Origin of the sequence: Psychrobacter sp. ASPA161_6, assembly GCF_051970285.1 — a bacterium.
GTDB lineage: Bacteria > Pseudomonadota > Gammaproteobacteria > Pseudomonadales > Moraxellaceae > Psychrobacter > Psychrobacter glaciei.
This window is the reverse complement of record NZ_JBEFNJ010000002.1, coordinates 168,613-188,217: the sequence shown is the minus strand read 5'-3', so window position 1 is coordinate 188,217 and position 19,605 is coordinate 168,613. Positions and strand designations below refer to the sequence as shown.

Genomic DNA, 19,605 nt, shown 5'->3' with positions numbered 1-19,605 from the left:
TAGCAACTAACTTGTAATGCTGCCAAATCGATTATATAAATAAGGCGCATTGTACACGATTGCAAGGGCACTGTTAAACCTACTTTTGCCAACTGATAAAGACATTTTTTAGACAAGTTAGCGATTAAATCGCTGTTTTATCACCTTACCCTAACCAAGCGCGCGACTAAAAGCGTTGGCAATCATCAAAAAACTGTCTGCTTTTAATGAAGCACCGCCAACCAATGCGCCATCTATCATGGGATCTGCCGCAAAACTATCGGCGTTATCAACATTGACGCTACCACCATATAGTACAGTCATTGCTTCTAACGACTCAGCAAAGCCTGTGACGGTTTGCTTAATATGTTGATGCGTGGTGCTAACCTCTGCTACTGTTGGCACTTTGCCCGTCCCAATCGCCCATACTGGCTCGTAGGCAATGATTAAGCGCTCAGATAATGAAGCAGCAAGCTCGGGCTGTTGCGCAAGTAAATCCTTTACAACCGATAATTGAGTATCAATGACCGCCAGTGTTTGCTTATCGTCATATTGTGCTTGGGTTTCACCAATACAAAATACTACGCCCAAATTTTGCGTCAACGCATGAGTCAGCTTTTGCAGCAAGCACTCATGAGTCTCTTGATGGTATTGACGGCGCTCAGAGTGACCAAGTATCGTCCAAGTTGCGCCAGCATCAGCAACTTGCTGCGCAGAACAATCCCCCGTATACGCACCAGTGTTCGCGCTATGCGCACTAATATCTTGCGCGGCACACAGCACTGAGGTATCTTTTAAGCGGGCGCTGACAGCAGCTAAGTGAATACAACTGGGAGCCACCATTAACCTGCAGCTATTTTTGACCACTTGCTCTTCAGTATTAACTGCAGTTAATAAGTTGTCTAGTAGCGCATTGACGTCGTGGTTCGTTGCTGGATTCTGCTTCCAATTGCCAATTACCCAAGCTTGCATACTCATCTACCTTGTCTCATGTATTCCTGCCAATTTGGCTTATATGCGCGCCAGTATAACAAATATTTCACAAGTGCTATAGTATAGTGCGACCTGCAGCAGAATGGCTTTTACGGCCATCCTGTTTTCATTGTATTTTATTCAGTTATGGCGCTCTGTAGATTAATGCCTCATGGTCTAAGTTAAGGGTGAAATACTTTAAATAGCGGTATACCTTATATATAGTTCCATATTTATATAGTGCCATATTCTATATATAGCTTTTAAAAAATATAACCGTTAAAACAATATCAATTCCACACGGTGTTATTAATACTAAAAAATGGCAGCCGCTTAAAATTATTTATCTCAAACGGTTACAACAAGCGTCAGCGATAATTAGTGATAAAAGGCTACTCATGAAAACCATCAATGCCTAGCAAGCGGATTTTAGCAAAACATTCGATATCAAAGAGAGGTTATTATGTCTATTACAGCCAATAAATACGGTGGTCTAGCCCAGCAGCTGATTAACGAAGGTGTCGTGAGCGAAGCGCATATGAAAACTGCGCAGACGGAATCACAGCAGCAGCAGATCGGACTCGTGCCTTATTTGGTAGACAATAAATTGGCCAATGCTTATCAGCTAGCACAAATGCTGTCTCAAGCTTTTGGTGACCCACTCTTTGATCTTGACGCGATCAGTTTGGATGTCATTCCAAAAGACTTGGTCGATGAAAAAATCGTGCGTAAGTTTAATGCCTTGCCTCTCTTTAAACGTGGGCAGCGCTTATTTGTCGCCTTAAGCGACCCAACCCGTATAGATGCCATTGATGCGATTGCCTTTAACTCTCGCCTCTCTATCGAAACCGTCGTCGTCGAAGAAGATAAGCTCAAAAAACGCATTGAAAATCTTTATGCCGATACCATGCAAAGTTTTGATAGCTTTTCTAGCAGTGACTTACATGTAGATTTTGATGATGGTGAAGAAGAGGGTGAAACTGAGCTTAGCGACAGTGTCGATGAAGCCCCTGTCGTAAAATTTATCAATAAAATGCTGGTCGATGCCATCCGTATGGGTGCCTCAGATTTACATTTTGAGCCGTATGAAAAAACCTTTCGTGTCCGCTTTCGTGTCGACGGTGTCATGCAAAAAATGGCCAACCCACCAGTGCAACTTGCCAGCAAAATCGCAGCACGGCTAAAAGTAATGTCACAGATGGACATCTCAGAGCGTCGCATACCCCAAGATGGACGCATCAAGCTTAAAATATCTAAAAATAAAGCCATCGATTTCCGGGTCAACTCATTACCGACCCTGTTTGGTGAAAAACTTGTGTTGCGTATTTTGGATCCGTCATCCGCCATGCTCGGCATCGAAGCCCTTGGTTATGAGCCTGACCAACAAGAAATGTTTTTGGAAGCTTTGCATAAACCACAAGGTATGCTGCTGATTACCGGACCGACGGGTTCCGGTAAGACTGTCTCACTCTATACCGGTATCAATATTTTAAACACAGGTGCAACGAATATCTCCACTGCCGAAGATCCAGTCGAGATTAACCTCGAAGGCATTAATCAGGTCAACGTGAACGCTAAGGTTGGTCTGACCTTTGCCAATGCTCTGAAGTCATTCTTACGTCAAGATCCTGATATTGTCATGGTAGGTGAGATTCGTGACCTTGAAACGGCAGAGATTGCGATTAAAGCTGCGCAAACGGGGCACATGGTGCTTTCGACTCTCCATACTAACTCAGCACCAGAGACGTTGACCCGCCTACGCAATATGGGTGTGGCTTCCTTTAACATTGCCACGTCAGTAAACCTGGTCATCGCCCAGCGCCTAGCAAGGCGCTTATGTAAAAACTGTAAAAAACCCATCAACGTCCCACGGCAAAGCTTGCTTGAGCTTGGCTTTAATGACACCGATTTAGACAACCCAGGCAATGTGATCTATGAACCGGTAGGCTGTAACGAATGCCGCGAAGGCTATAAAGGCCGTGTGGGTATCTATGAAGTGATGAAAATTAGCCCTGATATTTCCCGGATTATCATGGAAGATGGCAACGCGATAGATATCAAAGATGCCGCCCTCAAAAATGGTTTTCGAGACTTGCGCCGTTCTGGTATTTTAAAGGTATTGCAAGGCGTGACCAGTATTCAAGAAATGATGCGTGTTACCTCTGAATAATCGTAAATGCTAAAAGTGAAATAACGGTGGTAGAAATTTCAGTGTCGATAGCTTTTAGATTTAATAGATTGGCTTTTATAAATGAGCAATAATATCCACTCAGATGTACTTAAAAATAAAACAGAGTTATACTGGTTTTTTACGTTAAAATAAAGTATGCCATCTTTGTATAATAAGTCTGGCATCGTTGTACATCTTTGCAATATTTATATTAGACAAATTTTGAGGGTAGTATCATGGCAAAAGCAAAGACCGACATGCTGTTAGACTTTGTCTATGACGGGGTAAATCGACGCGGCCAAAAAGTAAAAGGTGAAACGACCAGTCGTAGCTTAGAGCTAGCAAAAGCTACTCTGCGCAAACAAGGCATCACCGTCAAAGGTATTAAGAAAAAACCGAAGCCACTTTATACCTTTAAAAAACCCATCAAACCTATCGATATTGCCATTTTTGCTCGCCAATTGGCAACCATGATGAAAGCTGGCGTGCCATTGACTCAGTCCTTTGAAATTGTCGCTGACTCCCTTGATAATCCCAGTATGAAAGAGTTGGTTTTAAAAATAAAAGCCGATATCGAAGCTGGTGGGACTTTTGCCTCTGCCCTACGTAAGCATCCTCGCTATTTTGACGATCTGTTTTGTTCGCTCGTTGAATCGGGGGAGCAGTCAGGTGCGCTTGAAACCATGCTAGAACGGGTTGCCACTTATAAAGAAAAAAGTGAGCTACTAAAAGCAAAAATTAAAAAAGCGGTGAAATATCCTATCGCAGTCATTGTGGTTGCCATCATTGTCACTATGATTTTGTTGATTAAAGTGGTCCCTGTCTTCTCCGATTTATTCGAATCTTTTGGCGCAGAGCTGCCTGCTTTTACCCAAATGGTCGTTGGCATGTCAGAGTGGATGCAAGCGTGGTGGTTTGTTTTGATTATTCTCATTGGTGGGGCGATTATTGGTTTTTCAGAAGCCAAAAAACGCTCTAAAAAATTCCGAGACTTTTTAGACCGTGCAGTCTTAAAAATACCAATATTTGGCAACATTGCTTATCAAGCCATTATCGCGCGTTTCGCTCGTACCCTATCTACTACCTTTGCGGCTGGTGTACCTCTTATTGATGCGCTAGATTCGACTGCTGGCGCCACTAATAACGTCGTTTTTTATAATGCCACGCAGCAAATTAAAAATGATGTATCTACTGGGCAACAATTGCAATTTTCGATACGCTCTACCAATTTATTCCCAAGTATGGCCATTCAAATGGTCGGTATCGGTGAAGAGTCTGGTAGTTTAGAAGAAATGCTAGATAAAGTAGCGGTCTATTACGAAAACGAAGTCGATAATGCGGTTGATGGCTTGACCAGCTTAATGGAGCCTATGATTATGGCTGTGTTGGGGGTATTGGTCGGTGGCTTGGTGATTGCGATGTACTTGCCAATCTTCCAAATGGGCTCAGTAGTAGGTTAAAGATGACGGAAAGGACAGCTACTTAATGCAATTTATAGAATTACTACAAAGTAATATGACGGTAGCGTTAGTCGTATTTGGTCTGTTGGGCCTTTGTGTGGGCAGTTTTTTAAATGTGGTGATTCACCGTATGCCGCTGATGATGGTCTATAGCTGGCGTCAAGAATGCAGTGAATTTATGTCTCAGCAAGCAGACATGCCGCAAGAGCATACCATACCATTGACCGATATCGTCGCAGCGGACACCCCTATTACGTTGAGTCGACCAGCGTCACGCTGTCCTCACTGCACGCACAAAATAAAGTGGTACGAAAACATACCCTTAATAAGCTGGCTAGTGTTACGAGGGCGCTGCTCAGACTGTAAAGCCAATATCGGCCTGCGTTACCCTGTAGTTGAGCTAGTGACTGCATTGCTGTCAATATTGGTCATCTATCAGTTTGGGGTCAGTGCCGCTGGATTATCAGCCTTAGTTTTAGTATGGACATTGGTTGCGTTAACCGGTATTGATTTTGATACCCAACTACTACCAGATCGCCTAACCTTTCCTTTAGCGGGCTTAGGGTTGGCCGTCAATTCGCAAAGCTGGTTTGTCTCGCCAACTCAGTCTATTTGGGGTTTATTGTTTGGATTTTTATCACTATGGATAGTGGTGAAGGTATTTTTCCTCATCACCAAAAAACACGGTATGGGACAAGGCGACTTTAAGCTACTAGCGGTATTGGGTGCTTGGCTTGGGCCTATGATGTTGCCATTGATTATTTTACTGTCTTCCCTACTCGGCTCAATCGTTGGGATTATCTTGATGAAGAAACAAGGTGAAAGCAAGCCGTTTGCCTTTGGCCCTTACATCGCTATCGCTGGTATTGTTGCTTTATTATATGGCTCAGATATCGTCAACTGGTATCTCGGCATGTATACTTACTAGATTGTCTTAGAAAGTGTTTTGATCGCTCCTCTTAACGTAAACATCAAACCTTAAAATAAGCATCAAAATATTGTCTCAACTTATAACCATCACTGTCATTATATCGAGCAGATAAGTCATTATTATGTCAAAACAAGCATCTTCACCTTATTCTTATGAGCCTCAGACCCCGCAGAAGAAAAGCAAGACCTTAGTCATTGGCTTGACCGGGGGCATCGGTAGTGGCAAGTCTGCTGCCAGTGATTGGTTCGCTGAACAAGGGATTAATATTATTGATGCGGATGTCATTGCTCATCAGGTCGTTGCTAAAGGCAGCTCAACCCTACGCAAAATCCAGAAGAAGTTTGGTAATTGGGTATTGAATGGCAATGGCGAAATGGATCGTGCCGCCGTGCGCACTCATGTATTTACCCACCCTGAAGCACTCATTGAGCTAGAGGCGATTACCCATCCAGCGATACGTGAAACCGCAAAATTACAGCTGGCCACCAGTACCTCACCTTATGTGGTGTTGTCAGCGCCACTACTTATTGAAGCGGCGGAGGCGGGTCTGGCTAACTTGTGCCAGCGTATTTTAGTCATGGATGCCGCGGTAGATACTCAGCTAGCCCGTGCCAGCCAACGAGATGAACAAAGCATACAAAAAATTAAAGCCATTATGGTCAATCAGCTAAGTCGCGAAGAGCGCAATCAGCACGCCGATGATGTCGTGCTTAATGATGGTAATTTGGCTGATCTCTACCTAAAATTAGAGCCGCTACATCAGAGCTATCTTACGCTTGTCCAGCAGCTAAAGTACGCTGCCGATTAACCTCATACAGCGCCATGCCCGTGGCAACACTTACATTTAGACTTTGTAAGTTGCCATGTTCATTGCCTGACATCGGAATATAAACCAGCTCATCACAGCTCTCTGTCGTCAGGCGGCGCATGCCCTCTCCTTCTGACCCCATAATCATCGCCGTCTTGCCCGTCAAATCTGCCTCATGTATCGGCTTCGCCTCTGCATTGAGTGCCGTACCGAATACAAAAACACCTGCGTTTTTGATTTGCGATAGTGTACGTGCCAAATTGGTGACGCTAATAATAGGCATCATTTCTGCCGCCCCTACCGATACCTTAGCAACCGTAGGCGTAAGGCTAGCCGCATGATGTTTCGGACAAACTACCGCATCAACACCCATCGCGACAGCAGTACGCAAGCACGCACCAAAGTTATGTGCATCAGTGATTTGATCCAAGACCAATAACAAGCACTGTTCGCGGCCGATAATAATATCAAGCAAGCCTTCATCAGCGAAACCTAACGGACGCGCATTTAGCACCACGCCTTGATGCTGCGGACTGCCACATAATTGCGTGAGCTTGTCTTTTTGCGTCGGTTGAATGCTGATGCCATTGTCTGCTGCCTGCGCCATAATCGCTCGGACATGACTGTCACTCTCGCGACCTTGCTGTACAAACAAGCTAAGGCCATCAAGAGGACGGTGTTCGAGTAACGCGTCAATAGCATGAATGCCATAAAAATAAATGGGTTTTGCCATAATAGGACTACCGATTATAAAGTGGGTATCGCACACTGCGATAGAAAGGGGAAATATGACGATAATTGTAGCAACTAATCAAGGGCTTAAAAAATAATGTTACCAAAAAAAAGAAATAAACCTTATCGCAAGATTTATTTCTTTTTGAGGGCTTAGGCGTTATAAATTGTCTTTTAAAAACTTTAACTTGGGATAGTCTCAACCTTCTAAATGACAGATATACTGCACGATTTCCTCTGTGCGTAAGTTAAAACCACTGTTGCCTTCAACGACGAATGATTGTCCCGCACGATAGTAGCTGAATTCTTCATCACCATTTATTTTGACTTCACACTCGCCACTGATGATCTCAATACGTTCGGAAGTGTTAGTACTGAAGTGATAATGCTCAACCAAGTTGTCGCAAGGTAAGATCACACCTAATGTTTTATGCCGACCATCCTCAAACATAATGGTATGGCTTGAGCAACGACCATCATACGATATCGTGGCTTGGGCGTTGACTGTTACACTGGTAAATTGCGCCGCTGTCATAGTGGCTTCCTTATCAAATAATTATTGCCAAACTAAAAAATAAGTAACGAATTTAATTGCTTACTCTACCTAGGTTGTACTATTCATTTGCGATATGGTAACAACACGTCATGACGCACAATGATTAAAAATCTAGTGGTAAGAGTTTATCATTATGTGAGATTATGCTACCACATTATATCTATAAAGTTTGTTACAGCGGCAATGAAAATTTTATTTGGTTTTTAGGTTAAAGAACGCTTGATGATTCATGCTTAGATTATCGGCTTGCGCCTATAAGACTGAAGCGTTGAGAGCTATTATTGCTGATACGCTACTATACTGACACCCTGCTATTACAGTGACTCCTAATTAGGATTATCCTCCCTAATATTGCCGTTACAAAGACCATCATTAAGATAGTAATCACTGATTTATCATAAGCTTAATGGATTTTTATGACAGTCTTTTTAGGTTGACTTACAGGATTTAATGGCTTTAAAATTTGTATTTAACTGCATTTAACATCATACTATTTGCCAACCATATTTGTCTCACTAACATTATCAACTGAACGACTTCATTCCTTTATTTATCCTATTTTAGATATGGCCTCTCATGATTTCATGCGAGGTCAATTGTCTGTCATGAGAGGCGTTGATGCTTGTATCATTAACTTTACATCAGTTTGCGTTGATCGCTCAGCATGAGTTGAGTGTGGCTGAAGGCTTTAATGTCATCACTGGTGAAACGGGCGCTGGCAAGTCGCTATTACTGGATGCGCTATCTTTATGTGCAGGCGAACGTGCAGACAGTGCGATGGTCAGACATGGCGCGGCGCACGCTGATATTTATGCCCAGTTTGATGTGGAAAATAACAGCGTCGTCGCCGATTGGTTTGCCAAAAATGACCGACTATTAGAAGAACCAGAAGTATTGATTCGTCGTCAGCTCAGCAATACCGGACGCTCAAAAGCGTGGTTAAATGGCACACCAGTCAGTTTGGCTGAACTGAAAAACCTTGGTACGTTACTGGTTAATATTCATAGCCAACATGCTCAACAAGCGCTCCTTAAGCCGCAGTTTGTGGTGCAATGGCTTGATGAGATGGCACAAATCGCGCCACTTGCTGCACAAACGACCAGCAGCTATCAAGCTTATCAGCAGCTTAAACGCCGTGCGGATGACATTGCGAGCCGTGAGGCTCAGCGCCAAGACCGTATGCAATTATTGCAGAGTCAATTAGCTGACATTGCGCCGTTATTGGCGGTTGATTATGCAGAAGTCGAAGCGGAGCACGAAGAGCTGTCTAATATCGAAGCTTTGATGATCGAGGCCAGTCATGGCTTGCACCTACTTGATAATGACACGGATGAGCCAGATGTCATGACCTTACTCGGGCAGGTGATTAAGCTTTGTGATAACCAAATGAGCGTCAGTCAAACCTTTGAGCAAGCCTCCGAGCAGCTGCATTTAGCGCAGCAGCAAATCACTGAGGTAACAGGCTTACTGTCAGATTATGCTGAACAACAACTGCCTGATCCTGAGCGCTTGCAGACATTAGACAGTCTTATCAGCTTAGGTCATCGCTTATCTCGTAAACATAGCTTGCCAGCAAGCGACTTAATCGAGGAAGCCAAAGGTTGGGAGACGCAATTAGAGCAGCTAGAAAACGAGCCAAGCAGCGATGCCATGGCAGCGCAAATTGAACAGGCTTGGAAAGATTACCTTGCGCTAGCAACGCAGCTAAATAAAGAGCGCTCAAAAGCTGCGCCCACTGTCAGTAAGCAACTGGTTAAACAGTTACAACCGCTAGCTTTGCCCAATGCGCGCTGCGAGTTTGTCTTTACCAGAAAGACCGAACCTAGCCAATATAATGCGCAAGGTTGCTATGATATTGACCTATTATTTAGCGCCAATGTCGGCATGCCGATGCAACCACTACATAAAATCGCTTCAGGCGGCGAGCTGTCACGAATGGCACTGGTGATGCAGGTATTACAAGCAACCAATGCTGACAATAATGCTGCCAAGCCCATGCTGGTATTTGATGAAGTCGATGTCGGTATCAGTGGCGGCACGGCGCAAGTGGTCGGTGAGCTGCTGCGCGCGCTTGGGCAGACGCAGCAGTTACTGGCCATTACCCACCAAGCACAAGTCGCGGCGCAAGCGCATCAGCATATCTTGGTACAAAAACACCATGACGAGCAAACCGAAAGCGAGCTATTAATACTGACCGATAGCGCGCAAATCGATGAGCTGGCACGCATGTCTGGTGGTGTGATCATCACTGACGTTACCCGCGACCACGCCCGCAGTTTATTAACGGACGTTAAGTAAAGAACCTTGTCGTCATTAGGGCGTGTCCTCATTTTAAAAATGAGGACACGCCCTAGCGTCTCATAACCGCTAAATACTTGCTTTGGTTGATTTTCACCTCAGTATCGCCATATAGTGGTGTGTCATCTCTGTTATTTTACCTTTAATACTAGGTTGCGTTTGTTTCTATGTCTAAAGCCAATTTGACCCATCATTTCTTAATCGCGGCACCAGAACTGTCAGACCCAAGGTTTGAGCAGGCGCTGATTTATATTTGCCGTCATGATAAACACGGTGCACTTGGTCTGATGGTCAATCGTCCATTAGAGCAGGCACGCGTGGGCAAACTGCTAGAAGATCTAGACATTGAAGTCACAGATGCACAAGTGATGGAAGATGTGGCATTAGAAGGCGGCCCGATGTATCCAGAGGTTGGATTTGTGCTGCATACGGGTCAACCAGAATGGGCCTCGTCTTTTGCTATATCAGAGAATGTCTGTATTACTACCAGCCAAGATATCCTCAAGCGTATCGCCGCCGGTCAAGGCGTTGGTCATTATCAGCTGTGCTTGGGTCATGCCAGCTGGGGTAAAAAACAGCTCGATCAAGAGCTTGCTAGTGGCGACTGGCTCGTCTGTCCTGCTGATCTGAATTTATTGTTTGATACGCCATTTGAAGAACGTTGGCAAATCGCCGCTGATAAGATTGGCGTTAACTTTGACTACCTTAGTAGTGATATTGGTCATGCTTAATGATTGGTTATGATTGTTAAATTATCCGTTTTAAATAAAGCCGCATTTAAATAAAGCCGCATTTAAATAAAGCCGCATTCAAATTAAAGCCGCATTCAAATTAAAGCCGTTAAGCCAAATGAATCACGCCCAACAGAAGAATCACGCCCAACAGAAACAGGAAGCGCGCATAATGATGGTAGAGTCTGATACTAGCACTGAAATCGAAACTGCTGACACTTCTGTGGTGGAACCAGTTATTAAGCCTCATCTTATTTTGGCGCTCGATTACGGGGTTAAAAAAATGGGGATGGCGCTAGGTAATACTATTACTGAGACTGCGCGTGCCTTTGATATTTTAGCCATGAATAATGGTCAACCGGACTGGGATAATCTGCTAGGTATTATCAAAGTCTGGGGTGTAACAAAAGTGGTGGTGGGGTTGCCGCTTAATATGGATGGTAGCAGCTCAATGCTGTCGAAGCGTGCGCATAAATTTGCCCGTCGCCTAGCGCATCGAGTCATGGAACAGCATCTGCCGGTTGTCGTGAGCCTCTGTGATGAGCGCCTGACCTCAGTGGCGGCGCGTGAGATCGCGTGGGATAACGGTTGGATTAAGCATGAACGCGACCCAATCGATGACATCTCTGCCTGTATTCTGATGTCGACTTACTTTGCTGACCCGAGTAGCAGTATCGCTATCGACGCCATCAAAACCGATTAACTCAGCGACAAGCCTGCTATCAAAACAGCGCCAATTTCTGACATATCGTCACTCTACACGGATAAATGCCTGATTATTATGACCACTGTCTCAGACCACTCTCTGCAAAAAAAATCGCAACATGGTTTTGCGCCGCTTGCCATCGCCCGTATCAAAGGCGCACAGCGAGCGAATCAAATAGCGATTTATCTTATTTATGCCGCCATTCTCGCCTTTATGGTCTTTGGCACCATTGCCAGTATCAAAGCCTTTCATGACAATCAGCTGCTTTATCAACTTTTCTATAACCTGCCCTATGCCTTGGTTGCGCTCACGATTCCTATTACTATTTATGATGCGCTGGTAATTTATCGTTATCGCTTAAACCAGGCGTCGATGATTGCCATGAGTATTGGTGTCTCGACCATCATATTGATTGGTGGATTATTATTCGCTGATACCGCTTGGTTAGGGTTGTCCTGTTGGCTAGGTGTGGCGTTTTTATTTAAAGTGAGTTTCAAGCGCTTTTTTAATTTTTTAGAAGTAGAAAAAGACACTGAAATCGCTGAAGAAGCGTAAAACATGCTTATAAATGCCGCAAAAACCTTTCACCTTATATTATCGATTTGAATGACTATTATGAGCACTTCTACCACGCAAACGACGATCAATCATCATTTAGATACTCAAGGGCTGATCTGCCCTGAGCCAGTCATGATGCTGCATCGAACCATCCGTAACGCCGATGCTGGCGAGGTGATTGAAATACTCGCTACCGACCCAGCCACCACTCGTGACATTCCTAATTTCTGCCGTCATTTGGGGCATGAGCTTGTCCAGCAAGAAACGCTGGCTGAAAATGTAGATCTAAGTATCGATCTTGATGAAATAACGGTCGCTGGCGATGAGGATGCGCCAATCAACGCCACGCTTTATCGTTATTTGGTTAAGAAAAAGAACATTTGAACGCATTCAATTAGCTCTATATAGGGTCTGTTTGATGATTCAAATGTGGAACTGACAGTGTCTTAATAGCATCAAGATATCTTTGCTCTGTACCAAACATACCATTCACAAATTAAAGGTAGATAACGTGTTACCAACCGAAAAACAATATGTGCAGTGGCTCGAAAACAAAGACGGAAACGACACTTTCCATAATGCCCGCTGGTTGTCGGAAAGCAATCATCTACCGCCTGCGCGTATTGTATTGGTCGATGACAAAACGACCGCAGATGAGGCTTACCGCTTGGCTTGCGAAGGCACGTCACTGCTGTGGCGTGGTGACTTTCATAATGCCAAGCAATTACTACAAGCCCTCGCTCGGCGCATCGAGCGTACCAATGAGCGCTCCGAGCAGCGCAAAATAAAGAAAGCAGCTAAGTCTACAGCAGAATCTGATTCAGCCAGCTCTAAAGAAATCCCTAACCTATTTCATCAGCAGCGCCAAATCCAAGCTCAACGCTCGCGTATATTAAGCCGTTTGCTACTAGAGCTTGATGCCAATTATGTCAGCCAGCTACGCCGCGCCCCTGATGTCAGTGCGGCCTGCACAGCAGCTTTTGGCCAGTTGGATAAAACGATAGACGAATCATGCGTGCTATCATTTCGTGATTTGCAAGGGGCGCTTGGTGCAGCGCAGTGGCGCGAAAAAGGCGTCCCAATTGAAAGCCTAGGTCTTTCGATATTCCCGCATTATGGTGTCTTTGCGCCAACACGGCATGAGTATGTACCGCTATTGCTTGATGCACCACTGCCAAAAATTCATGAGGTTGCTTATGATATCGGTACTGGCACTGGTTTACTCGCCGTTATCTTAGCGCAGCGCGGTGTCAAACAGGTGATTGCCACGGATTTGAATCCACGTGCTTTGGCCTGCGCCAGTGAAAACTTTACACGCCTACAATTAACTAACGTACAGTTGCAGCAAACGGATTTATATCCGACTGATGCACCTCTCGCCAATCTAATTGTCTGTAATCCACCTTGGTTACCTGCTAAGCCAAGCTCGCCTTTAGAGTACGCCGTCTATGATGCCAATAGCGCGATGCTGAGTGGATTTTTGCAGGGCGCGAAATCTCATTTAGCTAAGCAAGGTGAGCTCTGGTTGATTCTGTCGGATTTGGCGGAACATCTACAGCTACGTACTCGTGATGAATTACTAGACTGGTTTGTAGATAGCGGTTTGAAAGTAAAATATCGTCTCGATACCACACCTAAGCATGGTCGCAGCCAAGATGATACTGATCCTCTATATGCGGCGCGTAGTGCGGAAGTGACCTCGTTATGGTGCTTAGAACCTGCCTAATATTTAATAATTGAGCATTATTTTATGAGCCATCACTTATGAGTCGCGACCGCGCCGTACAACAGCGCCAACCCAAGGCGCTGGCAGTAGACGACGAACCAACTTATATCACTGAGTTTCGTCAAGCCATGCTGGCGCGCGGTCTCGCCACGCGGACGCGTAATGCTTATGTGCGTGACCTGCGCTCTTGCGAGTTGACCAATCCTATGGCATTGACATGCTGGCAGCCTGATGACGTGCTGCACTGCTTATCAACCCTTACCCAAGAAGGCAAAACCCCACGTACCCAAGCACGTATGCTCTCAAGCTTGCGTCAGTTTTATCTATGGATGATTGCCAGTAATCTACGCGAAGACAACCCTTGCGAGCGTATCAAAAGTCCTAAACTTGGGCGTCCACTACCAAAGGACTTAAGCGAGGGGGATGTTGATAATCTCCTCGCCGCACCTGATACCAGTACCGCACTTGGACTGCGTGATAAAGCCATGCTAGAAGTGCTCTATGCCTGCGGTCTGCGTGTCAGCGAGTTGATTAATCTGTCACTAGAACAAGTCAATTTAAACTCTGGCTGGCTACAAATCACAGGGAAAGGCAATAAAACGCGACTGGTACCATTAGGTGAATATGCTACGGACGCGTTGGAAGATTATCTGGCGCATGCTCGTGGTGATTTGATTGCGCATTTAAAATTTGGCAACTGCCAAGCGGTGTTTTTGACCGCGCAAGGCGGCTATATGACGCGGCAGAACTTTTGGTATTTGCTTAAAAAGTACGCCAAAGTTGCTAGTATCGATAAAGAGTTATCACCGCATACGCTACGCCATGCCTTTGCTACCCATCTACTCAATCATGGCGCGGACTTACGTAGCGTGCAGCTATTGCTTGGGCATAGTGATTTATCAACGACGCAGATATATACGCATGTGGCGACGGCAAGATTGCAAAAGTTGCATGCTGAGCATCATCCGAGAGGTTAGAGTCGAAATTAAAGATTTATTGATGATTGTAAAAGGAATAAAACGTGTTGCAAGCTCAGCCATCTACTCTGCCTACCCTAACAAAAGGGCAAAATTCTGCACTCAAAAACCTGACCATCATGGGTTACTTAGAAGGCACTTCTTTTTTATTATTGCTTGGTATCGCCATGCCACTAAAATACATGCTAGGTATTCCTGAAGCAGTGAAATATGTCGGTATGGCGCATGGGGCATTGTTTATTGCCTATATTTTGATGCTGTTGATTGCAACCAGCAGAATAAAAATGCCGCTATGGGCAATGCCTGCAGGTGTTCTTGGCTCATTTTTACCATTTGGCCCGTTTATATTTGATCATTTGCTTAAGAAGCGATTGGGAAAATAGGCGTTAGATAAAACAAACTGTCTATCAGAATCATCAACAAATGATTTTTTAAGAGAAGAGATATGCCGATATTTGATATTGATTACATACTTGCATTAGGTCGTAATGATAAATGTTGGTGTGGTTCAGGCTTGAAGTTTAAACGCTGTCATCTAGGTAGAGAGTTTGAACAACCTATATCGTTAGGTGAAATATTAACATTTGAGCAAAACATATCAAAAAGAGAAGCATGCTACGCACCTAAGAACCTACTTTCAAACTGCAATGATATTATCAAGTCTCATACTGTTTCTAAATCTAGTGGCTTGTCTGACATTGCTGATAATAGCAACCATGTCTTAGGATTGAAGCAGAATCTAATAAACTTTCAAAAGAACAAGGACAGCCTTAGATTTGAAAAAATTGGTATTAATAAGGCTTCTACTTTTAAAGGATTTTGTGCAAGACATGACAAATTACTATTTGCTTGTTTTGAAGATAAACCATTTATAGGTACAAAAGAGCAATGTATGGCCTTAACGTACAGGTCTGTGGCAAAAGAGATTTATGCGAAGGAAAATGCTTTAGAAACTACAAAACTTATGAAAAATATGGATAGAGGAACATTACTTATTTTTCAGATAATGAAGCAACAAGACCTTTATTATTATGAGCTAGGTCTAGAAACATCGGCTAATGAGCTATACAAAATTAAGAGCAGTTTAGACGCCGAATTATCAGATAACAGTGATAACTCTTATAGCTTTTTAGTCATAGAGTCTTCAAATCCTCTACCAGTTGTAGTGTCATCTATAACTAACCCTACGCATGATTTCAAAGCCAAATATTTGCAAGACCTAGCAGATTTAGAGACGATACCTGACTATCTAATTTTCAACGCATTTACGAGCAGTGGCAAAGGCCTTGTAGTTTTCAGTTGGTTAAAAAAGGCAGAAGTGATAGATGAGTTCATAAACTCTTTACTAGAGATAGATAAAAAAGATATGTTCAGCTACTTAGTCAACTTCTTCTTTAGCTCTGCTGAAAATACTTTCATTTCTCCTGACTGGTGGAATACCTTAGGTACAGAACAACAGCAGAAAATAGAAGCGCTTTTCAAAATAGGTTCCAACCATACTGAAGAAAGACCAAAAAACGTACTTGCTGATAACAGCATCATTTTTACAGGCTGGGAGGTAGAAAATTTCTATAGAGTCACTTAATGATTTATAGTTTCTGTAAGAGTGCAAACCCGCCCTTTTCTCGTTACAATACGCGTATAACATGCACGCTGCATAACTGAGCAACGCACCGCCTTTTATTTATCCATTATTCGAGAATCCTATGAGCCATAGACCCCCTGCTGACCTGTTGAAAAGTGCCCAACATTGGCGCGAAGACATTAACTTTCGCCAAGATGTGCTAGGCAAGCCGTTTGATTTTTCGACCACGTGGGGTATTTTTTCACCGCAAAAGCTCGATGATGGTAGCTTGATGCTGCTTGATTATGTGGATTTTCAAGTGGATGATGACTCAATCGATTTGGGCTGTGGCTATGGCGTGCTTGGTATGACGGCAGCGCGTGAATGTCCAAACGGTCTGCATACGTTGATTGATAAAGACTTTATGGCGGTAGAATATGCGCGCCTAAATTGCGAGAAAAACGGTCTAAAAAATGTCGATGTACATTTATCAAACGGCTTCAATCACGTGGCAAAAGACAAAGACTTTAGCCTTGTGATGTCAAACTTGCCAGCCAAAGTGGGCAAAGAGCAGCATTATTTGTACTTCCTCGATGCATATGCCCGTATGCGTAAAGGTGGCCGCTTTTATGTGGTAACAATTAATGGTTTGCGCCAATTTGTGAAACGCTCGTTTACCGAAGTGTTTGGCAATAGCGACAAAATCAAGCAAGGCAAAACGTATACCATTACCATGGCGACCAAAGACTAGATTTTTGAATATGACGCAAATAAAGAAGCCCGCTAAAACATATAGTTTTAGCGGGCTTCTTTATGGCAAATGATATCTGGCTACATCTGCCGTTTAAGCAAATATCCACCCAATATCGCACTGGCAATAATCGGTAGTAGCACCATCAATAGTGGCGAAAATCCAGTCGCCAATGAAACAAAGCCAACCAAGTCTTGCACATAACTAAACAGCAAGCCGAACAATAATGCCACCACGATACGCAAGCCCAAGCTATGTGTCCGCAGTGAGCCAAAGACGAATGAGCAAGCGACAATCACCAACGACAATATCGATAATGGTGATAGCAATTTTTGCCAAAATGCTAACTCATGACTCAAAGAGCGTTGACCTTGTTGGCGCATAAACTGACGATGCTCGTACAATTGGGTCAATGACAGATCTTCGGCTTTGCGGGTGAGCAAATATACTGATTCAGGGGCAAAGGGCAGGCTTAAGGTATCTGACGGCGAGATCGCTTGGCTACTCTCAAAGCCTTGATTAATCATCAGCTTGGTCATGTTATTCAACGCCCACTCGTAACGATACTGCTCGCTCGGCTCGCTACTGACTGTATCCAAAGGTTCGCGACCAATATATTGCCCGCCCTCAGCGTGAACAGCCGTTTGTAGATTGCCATTATTGTCTAAATGCCAACGTTTGACCTCACCGATATTGCCTTGCACATCGGCATAATCGATATACAAAATATCGCTACCATCCGGCTTAGTACGACCAGCTTTTGTATTCTCAAAACGTGGTTGCACTGTCCAATAACCGCGCACCGATGTGACCAACGAAGTGCTGTCTTCATCGTTGATTTCTTTTGCCAATTGATTAGAGTGCGGCAAAATAAACTGATTGATGAGCAAGGCGAGCAGTACAAAAATCAAAGCGGGCTGTAATACCCAGCCAACGATGCGATAAACGCTGACGCCAGCGGCGCGCATGACGACCAACTCGCTTTTATTGGCGAGTAAACCCAAGCCCACAACCGCACCGAGCAATGCACCCGTCGGGATAAACTGCTCTAAAAAATAAGGCGATCGATAAAAGATATATTTAATCGCCTCACCCATTGTATAGCTATCATCTAACGAATCCAGCTCAGACAAATAAGAAAATACCAGTTGTAATGCCCACAGACCTATAACCGCTCCGACGATTGCTAGCAAAGCATTCAGTTTGACGTAACGGCTAAGGACTTTTAGATTGGCAGGTTTTTTGGCAAACTGAGCATTCGCGTTGTGCGAGTCAGCATTGGGAGATTTAGAGAATAAAGCACTCATGAGGACTGCCCTCCTTGTGAGCCACTGCTTTGATGATCGGCAACTGTTAGAGACCCATTCTCTGGTTTGCGAAAGCGCAATCGGTGCTGCACACGGCTACCCCAATTCATATAAAGTGCCAATACCATAAATCCTAAAATCAGCCAAGCATACGCCCAAACGCTCACACTGCCTTTGCTCACAGCGTTTTTGAGTGAAATGATACCCAGCGCACAGCTGACAAACAATAGAATTGAAGGAAATAGGCGTAACCAACGACCTTGGCGCGGACGTACTTGCGCCAGTGGTACAGCGAGCATCGGCGCGATAATCATCAGCCACGGCAAAGCAAAACGGTAGCCAAGCTCACCCTGTGCTGCACGCAGCGCATTTTCACCACCGAACTGGGCACTGCCAGTGGCCGCTTGCCATAACGGTCCGATTGCTTGGGTTTCGATATTGTCTTCGGTGATCACATCTTGTGAGGATTCCGTCAAGGTAATGCGATAGCGATCAAAGCCGACTTGATTATACTTCAAGCTGCCCGCACCGACCTCGTAACGACGCCCTTGGAATAAATCCAATTGGGTCACACCCTTGTCACCTGTCTGTACTTGCTCAGCTCTTTTGGCCAAAGTAATGGTGTCTTTACTTATGTTTTTATCGCCCTTGCTTATCAACGCTTGTGGCACGTCTGGAATCGCTAATTGTTCTGCGGTTTCAGGATCAATCCTATTATCGACATCCATGGCAGCCGCTTTGGCGTTGCTACCTTTATCTTTTGGCTCAGACTGAATGAGTATCACATCTTGTAGCTGTTTTTTGTCGTCGCTAAGGCTGCCAACATAAAGATGGTAATTGCCACTACTGATAAACTCATTGGGGCGAATCAAATCAAAAGCACTGGTAAAGGCTTGCTTCTGCCAAATAGCCTCAGATGAGCGTACGCCCCACGGCTTGCCGACGACTGATAATGCAGCCTCACCAACGAATAAGGCCAGTATCAAAGGAGTCATCAGCCGAGCCAGCTTGCCGCGGGAAACACCACTGGCATTGATAACCGCCATTTCTTGATCGACATATAAGCGCCCAAACACCAGCATTAGAGCAATAAAAAAAGCCAAGGGCAAAATCAGCTCTAAAAAATACGGCAAGTTATAACCAATGATGGTAAATAATAAGCTGATATCTAGATTGCCTTCTGCGGCAATGCCAAAGTAACGTATCAGACGGCCACCAAGCATCATAACCACCAAAAACCCCAATACCAAAGCGGTGGTTGAGGCAACTTGTTGGGTCATGTAGCGGCGTAATATCACAATAGGTACTCTTTAACAGTGGATATGTGGACGGTGTATCGCGTGCTGACTGACAGAGCCAAGCGCAATAGTATGGTGTTA

Annotated in this window: 19 protein-coding genes; 14 read left to right on the top strand and 5 right to left on the bottom strand. The window is 44.3% G+C overall.

Annotated elements, in window-relative coordinates; all coding sequences use genetic code 11:
• Window positions 1–150 precede the first annotated feature (150 nt).
• Complete coding sequence (gene tpiA / locus ACTQ9T_RS06885; RefSeq protein ID WP_440464579.1) at window positions 151–951, bottom strand: triose-phosphate isomerase; 801 nt, start codon at window positions 949–951, stop codon at window positions 151–153.
• Window positions 952–1,414: 463 nt separating this feature from the next.
• Here tpiA and pilB point away from each other — a divergent pair, with 463 nt between their 5' ends.
• From pilB to coaE, 4 genes are all read left to right on the top strand, one after another.
• Entirely contained in the window at window positions 1,415–3,121 is a 1,707-nt protein-coding gene (gene pilB / locus ACTQ9T_RS06880) for a type IV-A pilus assembly ATPase PilB (RefSeq protein WP_440464578.1), read from the top strand.
• Window positions 3,122–3,357: 236 nt separating this feature from the next.
• On the top strand, window positions 3,358–4,581 hold the full coding sequence (locus tag ACTQ9T_RS06875; protein ID WP_440464577.1) for a type II secretion system F family protein: 1,224 nt from the start codon (window positions 3,358–3,360) through the stop codon (window positions 4,579–4,581).
• Window positions 4,582–4,606: 25 nt separating this feature from the next.
• Window positions 4,607–5,509, top strand: coding sequence for a prepilin peptidase (locus tag ACTQ9T_RS06870; protein ID WP_440464576.1), 903 nt, complete (start codon window positions 4,607–4,609; stop codon window positions 5,507–5,509).
• Between the two features lie 124 nt (window positions 5,510–5,633).
• Entirely contained in the window at window positions 5,634–6,320 is a 687-nt protein-coding gene (gene coaE / locus ACTQ9T_RS06865; protein WP_440464575.1) for a dephospho-CoA kinase, read from the top strand.
• On the opposite strand, the gene rlmB is transcribed toward coaE, so the two are convergent.
• On the bottom strand, window positions 6,283–7,053 hold the full coding sequence (rlmB, locus tag ACTQ9T_RS06860) for a 23S rRNA (guanosine(2251)-2'-O)-methyltransferase RlmB (RefSeq protein ID WP_010197727.1): 771 nt from the start codon (window positions 7,051–7,053) through the stop codon (window positions 6,283–6,285). The genes coaE and rlmB overlap by 38 nt on opposite strands.
• A 198-nt stretch (window positions 7,054–7,251) precedes the next feature.
• The gene (locus ACTQ9T_RS06855) at window positions 7,252–7,587 is read right to left on the bottom strand and encodes a pyrimidine/purine nucleoside phosphorylase (RefSeq protein ID WP_010197725.1); all 336 of its coding nucleotides are present in this window, start codon (window positions 7,585–7,587) and stop codon (window positions 7,252–7,254) included.
• Window positions 7,588–8,226: 639 nt separating this feature from the next.
• On the opposite strand from ACTQ9T_RS06855, the gene recN reads away from it, so the two are divergent.
• From recN to ACTQ9T_RS06805, 10 genes are all read left to right on the top strand, one after another.
• Complete coding sequence (gene recN / locus ACTQ9T_RS06850) at window positions 8,227–9,906, top strand: DNA repair protein RecN (RefSeq protein WP_440464574.1); 1,680 nt, start codon at window positions 8,227–8,229, stop codon at window positions 9,904–9,906.
• A 167-nt stretch (window positions 9,907–10,073) separates the two neighbouring features.
• The gene (locus ACTQ9T_RS06845) at window positions 10,074–10,637 is read left to right on the top strand and encodes a YqgE/AlgH family protein (protein ID WP_010197721.1); all 564 of its coding nucleotides are present in this window, start codon (window positions 10,074–10,076) and stop codon (window positions 10,635–10,637) included.
• Between the two features lie 172 nt (window positions 10,638–10,809).
• A complete protein-coding gene (gene ruvX / locus ACTQ9T_RS06840) occupies window positions 10,810–11,340 on the top strand; it encodes a Holliday junction resolvase RuvX (protein ID WP_439292856.1) in 531 nt (176 codons plus the stop codon).
• 78 nt (window positions 11,341–11,418) lie between these two features.
• Complete coding sequence (locus tag ACTQ9T_RS06835) at window positions 11,419–11,898, top strand: hypothetical protein (protein ID WP_439292564.1); 480 nt, start codon at window positions 11,419–11,421, stop codon at window positions 11,896–11,898.
• A 60-nt stretch (window positions 11,899–11,958) separates the two neighbouring features.
• Window positions 11,959–12,285, top strand: coding sequence for a sulfurtransferase TusA (tusA, locus tag ACTQ9T_RS06830; protein WP_439292563.1), 327 nt, complete (start codon window positions 11,959–11,961; stop codon window positions 12,283–12,285).
• A 127-nt stretch (window positions 12,286–12,412) separates the two neighbouring features.
• Window positions 12,413–13,627 (top strand): methyltransferase, encoded by a 1,215-nt coding sequence (locus tag ACTQ9T_RS06825; protein ID WP_440464573.1) that lies wholly within the window; start codon window positions 12,413–12,415, stop codon window positions 13,625–13,627.
• Between the two features lie 38 nt (window positions 13,628–13,665).
• Window positions 13,666–14,604 (top strand): site-specific tyrosine recombinase XerD, encoded by a 939-nt coding sequence (gene xerD / locus ACTQ9T_RS06820; protein WP_440464572.1) that lies wholly within the window; start codon window positions 13,666–13,668, stop codon window positions 14,602–14,604.
• A 44-nt stretch (window positions 14,605–14,648) separates the two neighbouring features.
• Window positions 14,649–14,987, top strand: coding sequence for a DUF3817 domain-containing protein (locus ACTQ9T_RS06815; RefSeq protein ID WP_440464571.1), 339 nt, complete (start codon window positions 14,649–14,651; stop codon window positions 14,985–14,987).
• A gap of 62 nt (window positions 14,988–15,049) precedes the next feature.
• Window positions 15,050–16,189 carry a YecA family protein gene (locus tag ACTQ9T_RS06810; protein ID WP_440464570.1) on the top strand — a complete coding sequence of 380 codons (1,140 nt, stop codon included), beginning with the start codon at window positions 15,050–15,052 and terminating at the stop codon, window positions 16,187–16,189.
• Window positions 16,190–16,310: 121 nt separating this feature from the next.
• Window positions 16,311–16,919, top strand: coding sequence for a class I SAM-dependent methyltransferase (locus tag ACTQ9T_RS06805; protein ID WP_440464569.1), 609 nt, complete (start codon window positions 16,311–16,313; stop codon window positions 16,917–16,919).
• A gap of 80 nt (window positions 16,920–16,999) precedes the next feature.
• On the opposite strand, the gene lptG is transcribed toward ACTQ9T_RS06805, so the two are convergent.
• Both lptG and ACTQ9T_RS06795 read right to left on the bottom strand, forming a co-directional pair.
• Complete coding sequence (gene lptG, locus ACTQ9T_RS06800; protein ID WP_440464568.1) at window positions 17,000–18,226, bottom strand: LPS export ABC transporter permease LptG; 1,227 nt, start codon at window positions 18,224–18,226, stop codon at window positions 17,000–17,002.
• Entirely contained in the window at window positions 18,223–19,506 is a 1,284-nt protein-coding gene (locus ACTQ9T_RS06795) for an LPS export ABC transporter permease LptF (RefSeq protein ID WP_440464567.1), read from the bottom strand. Before ACTQ9T_RS06795 ends, lptG begins: the two co-directional genes overlap by 4 nt.
• Window positions 19,507–19,605: the final 99 nt, after the last annotated feature.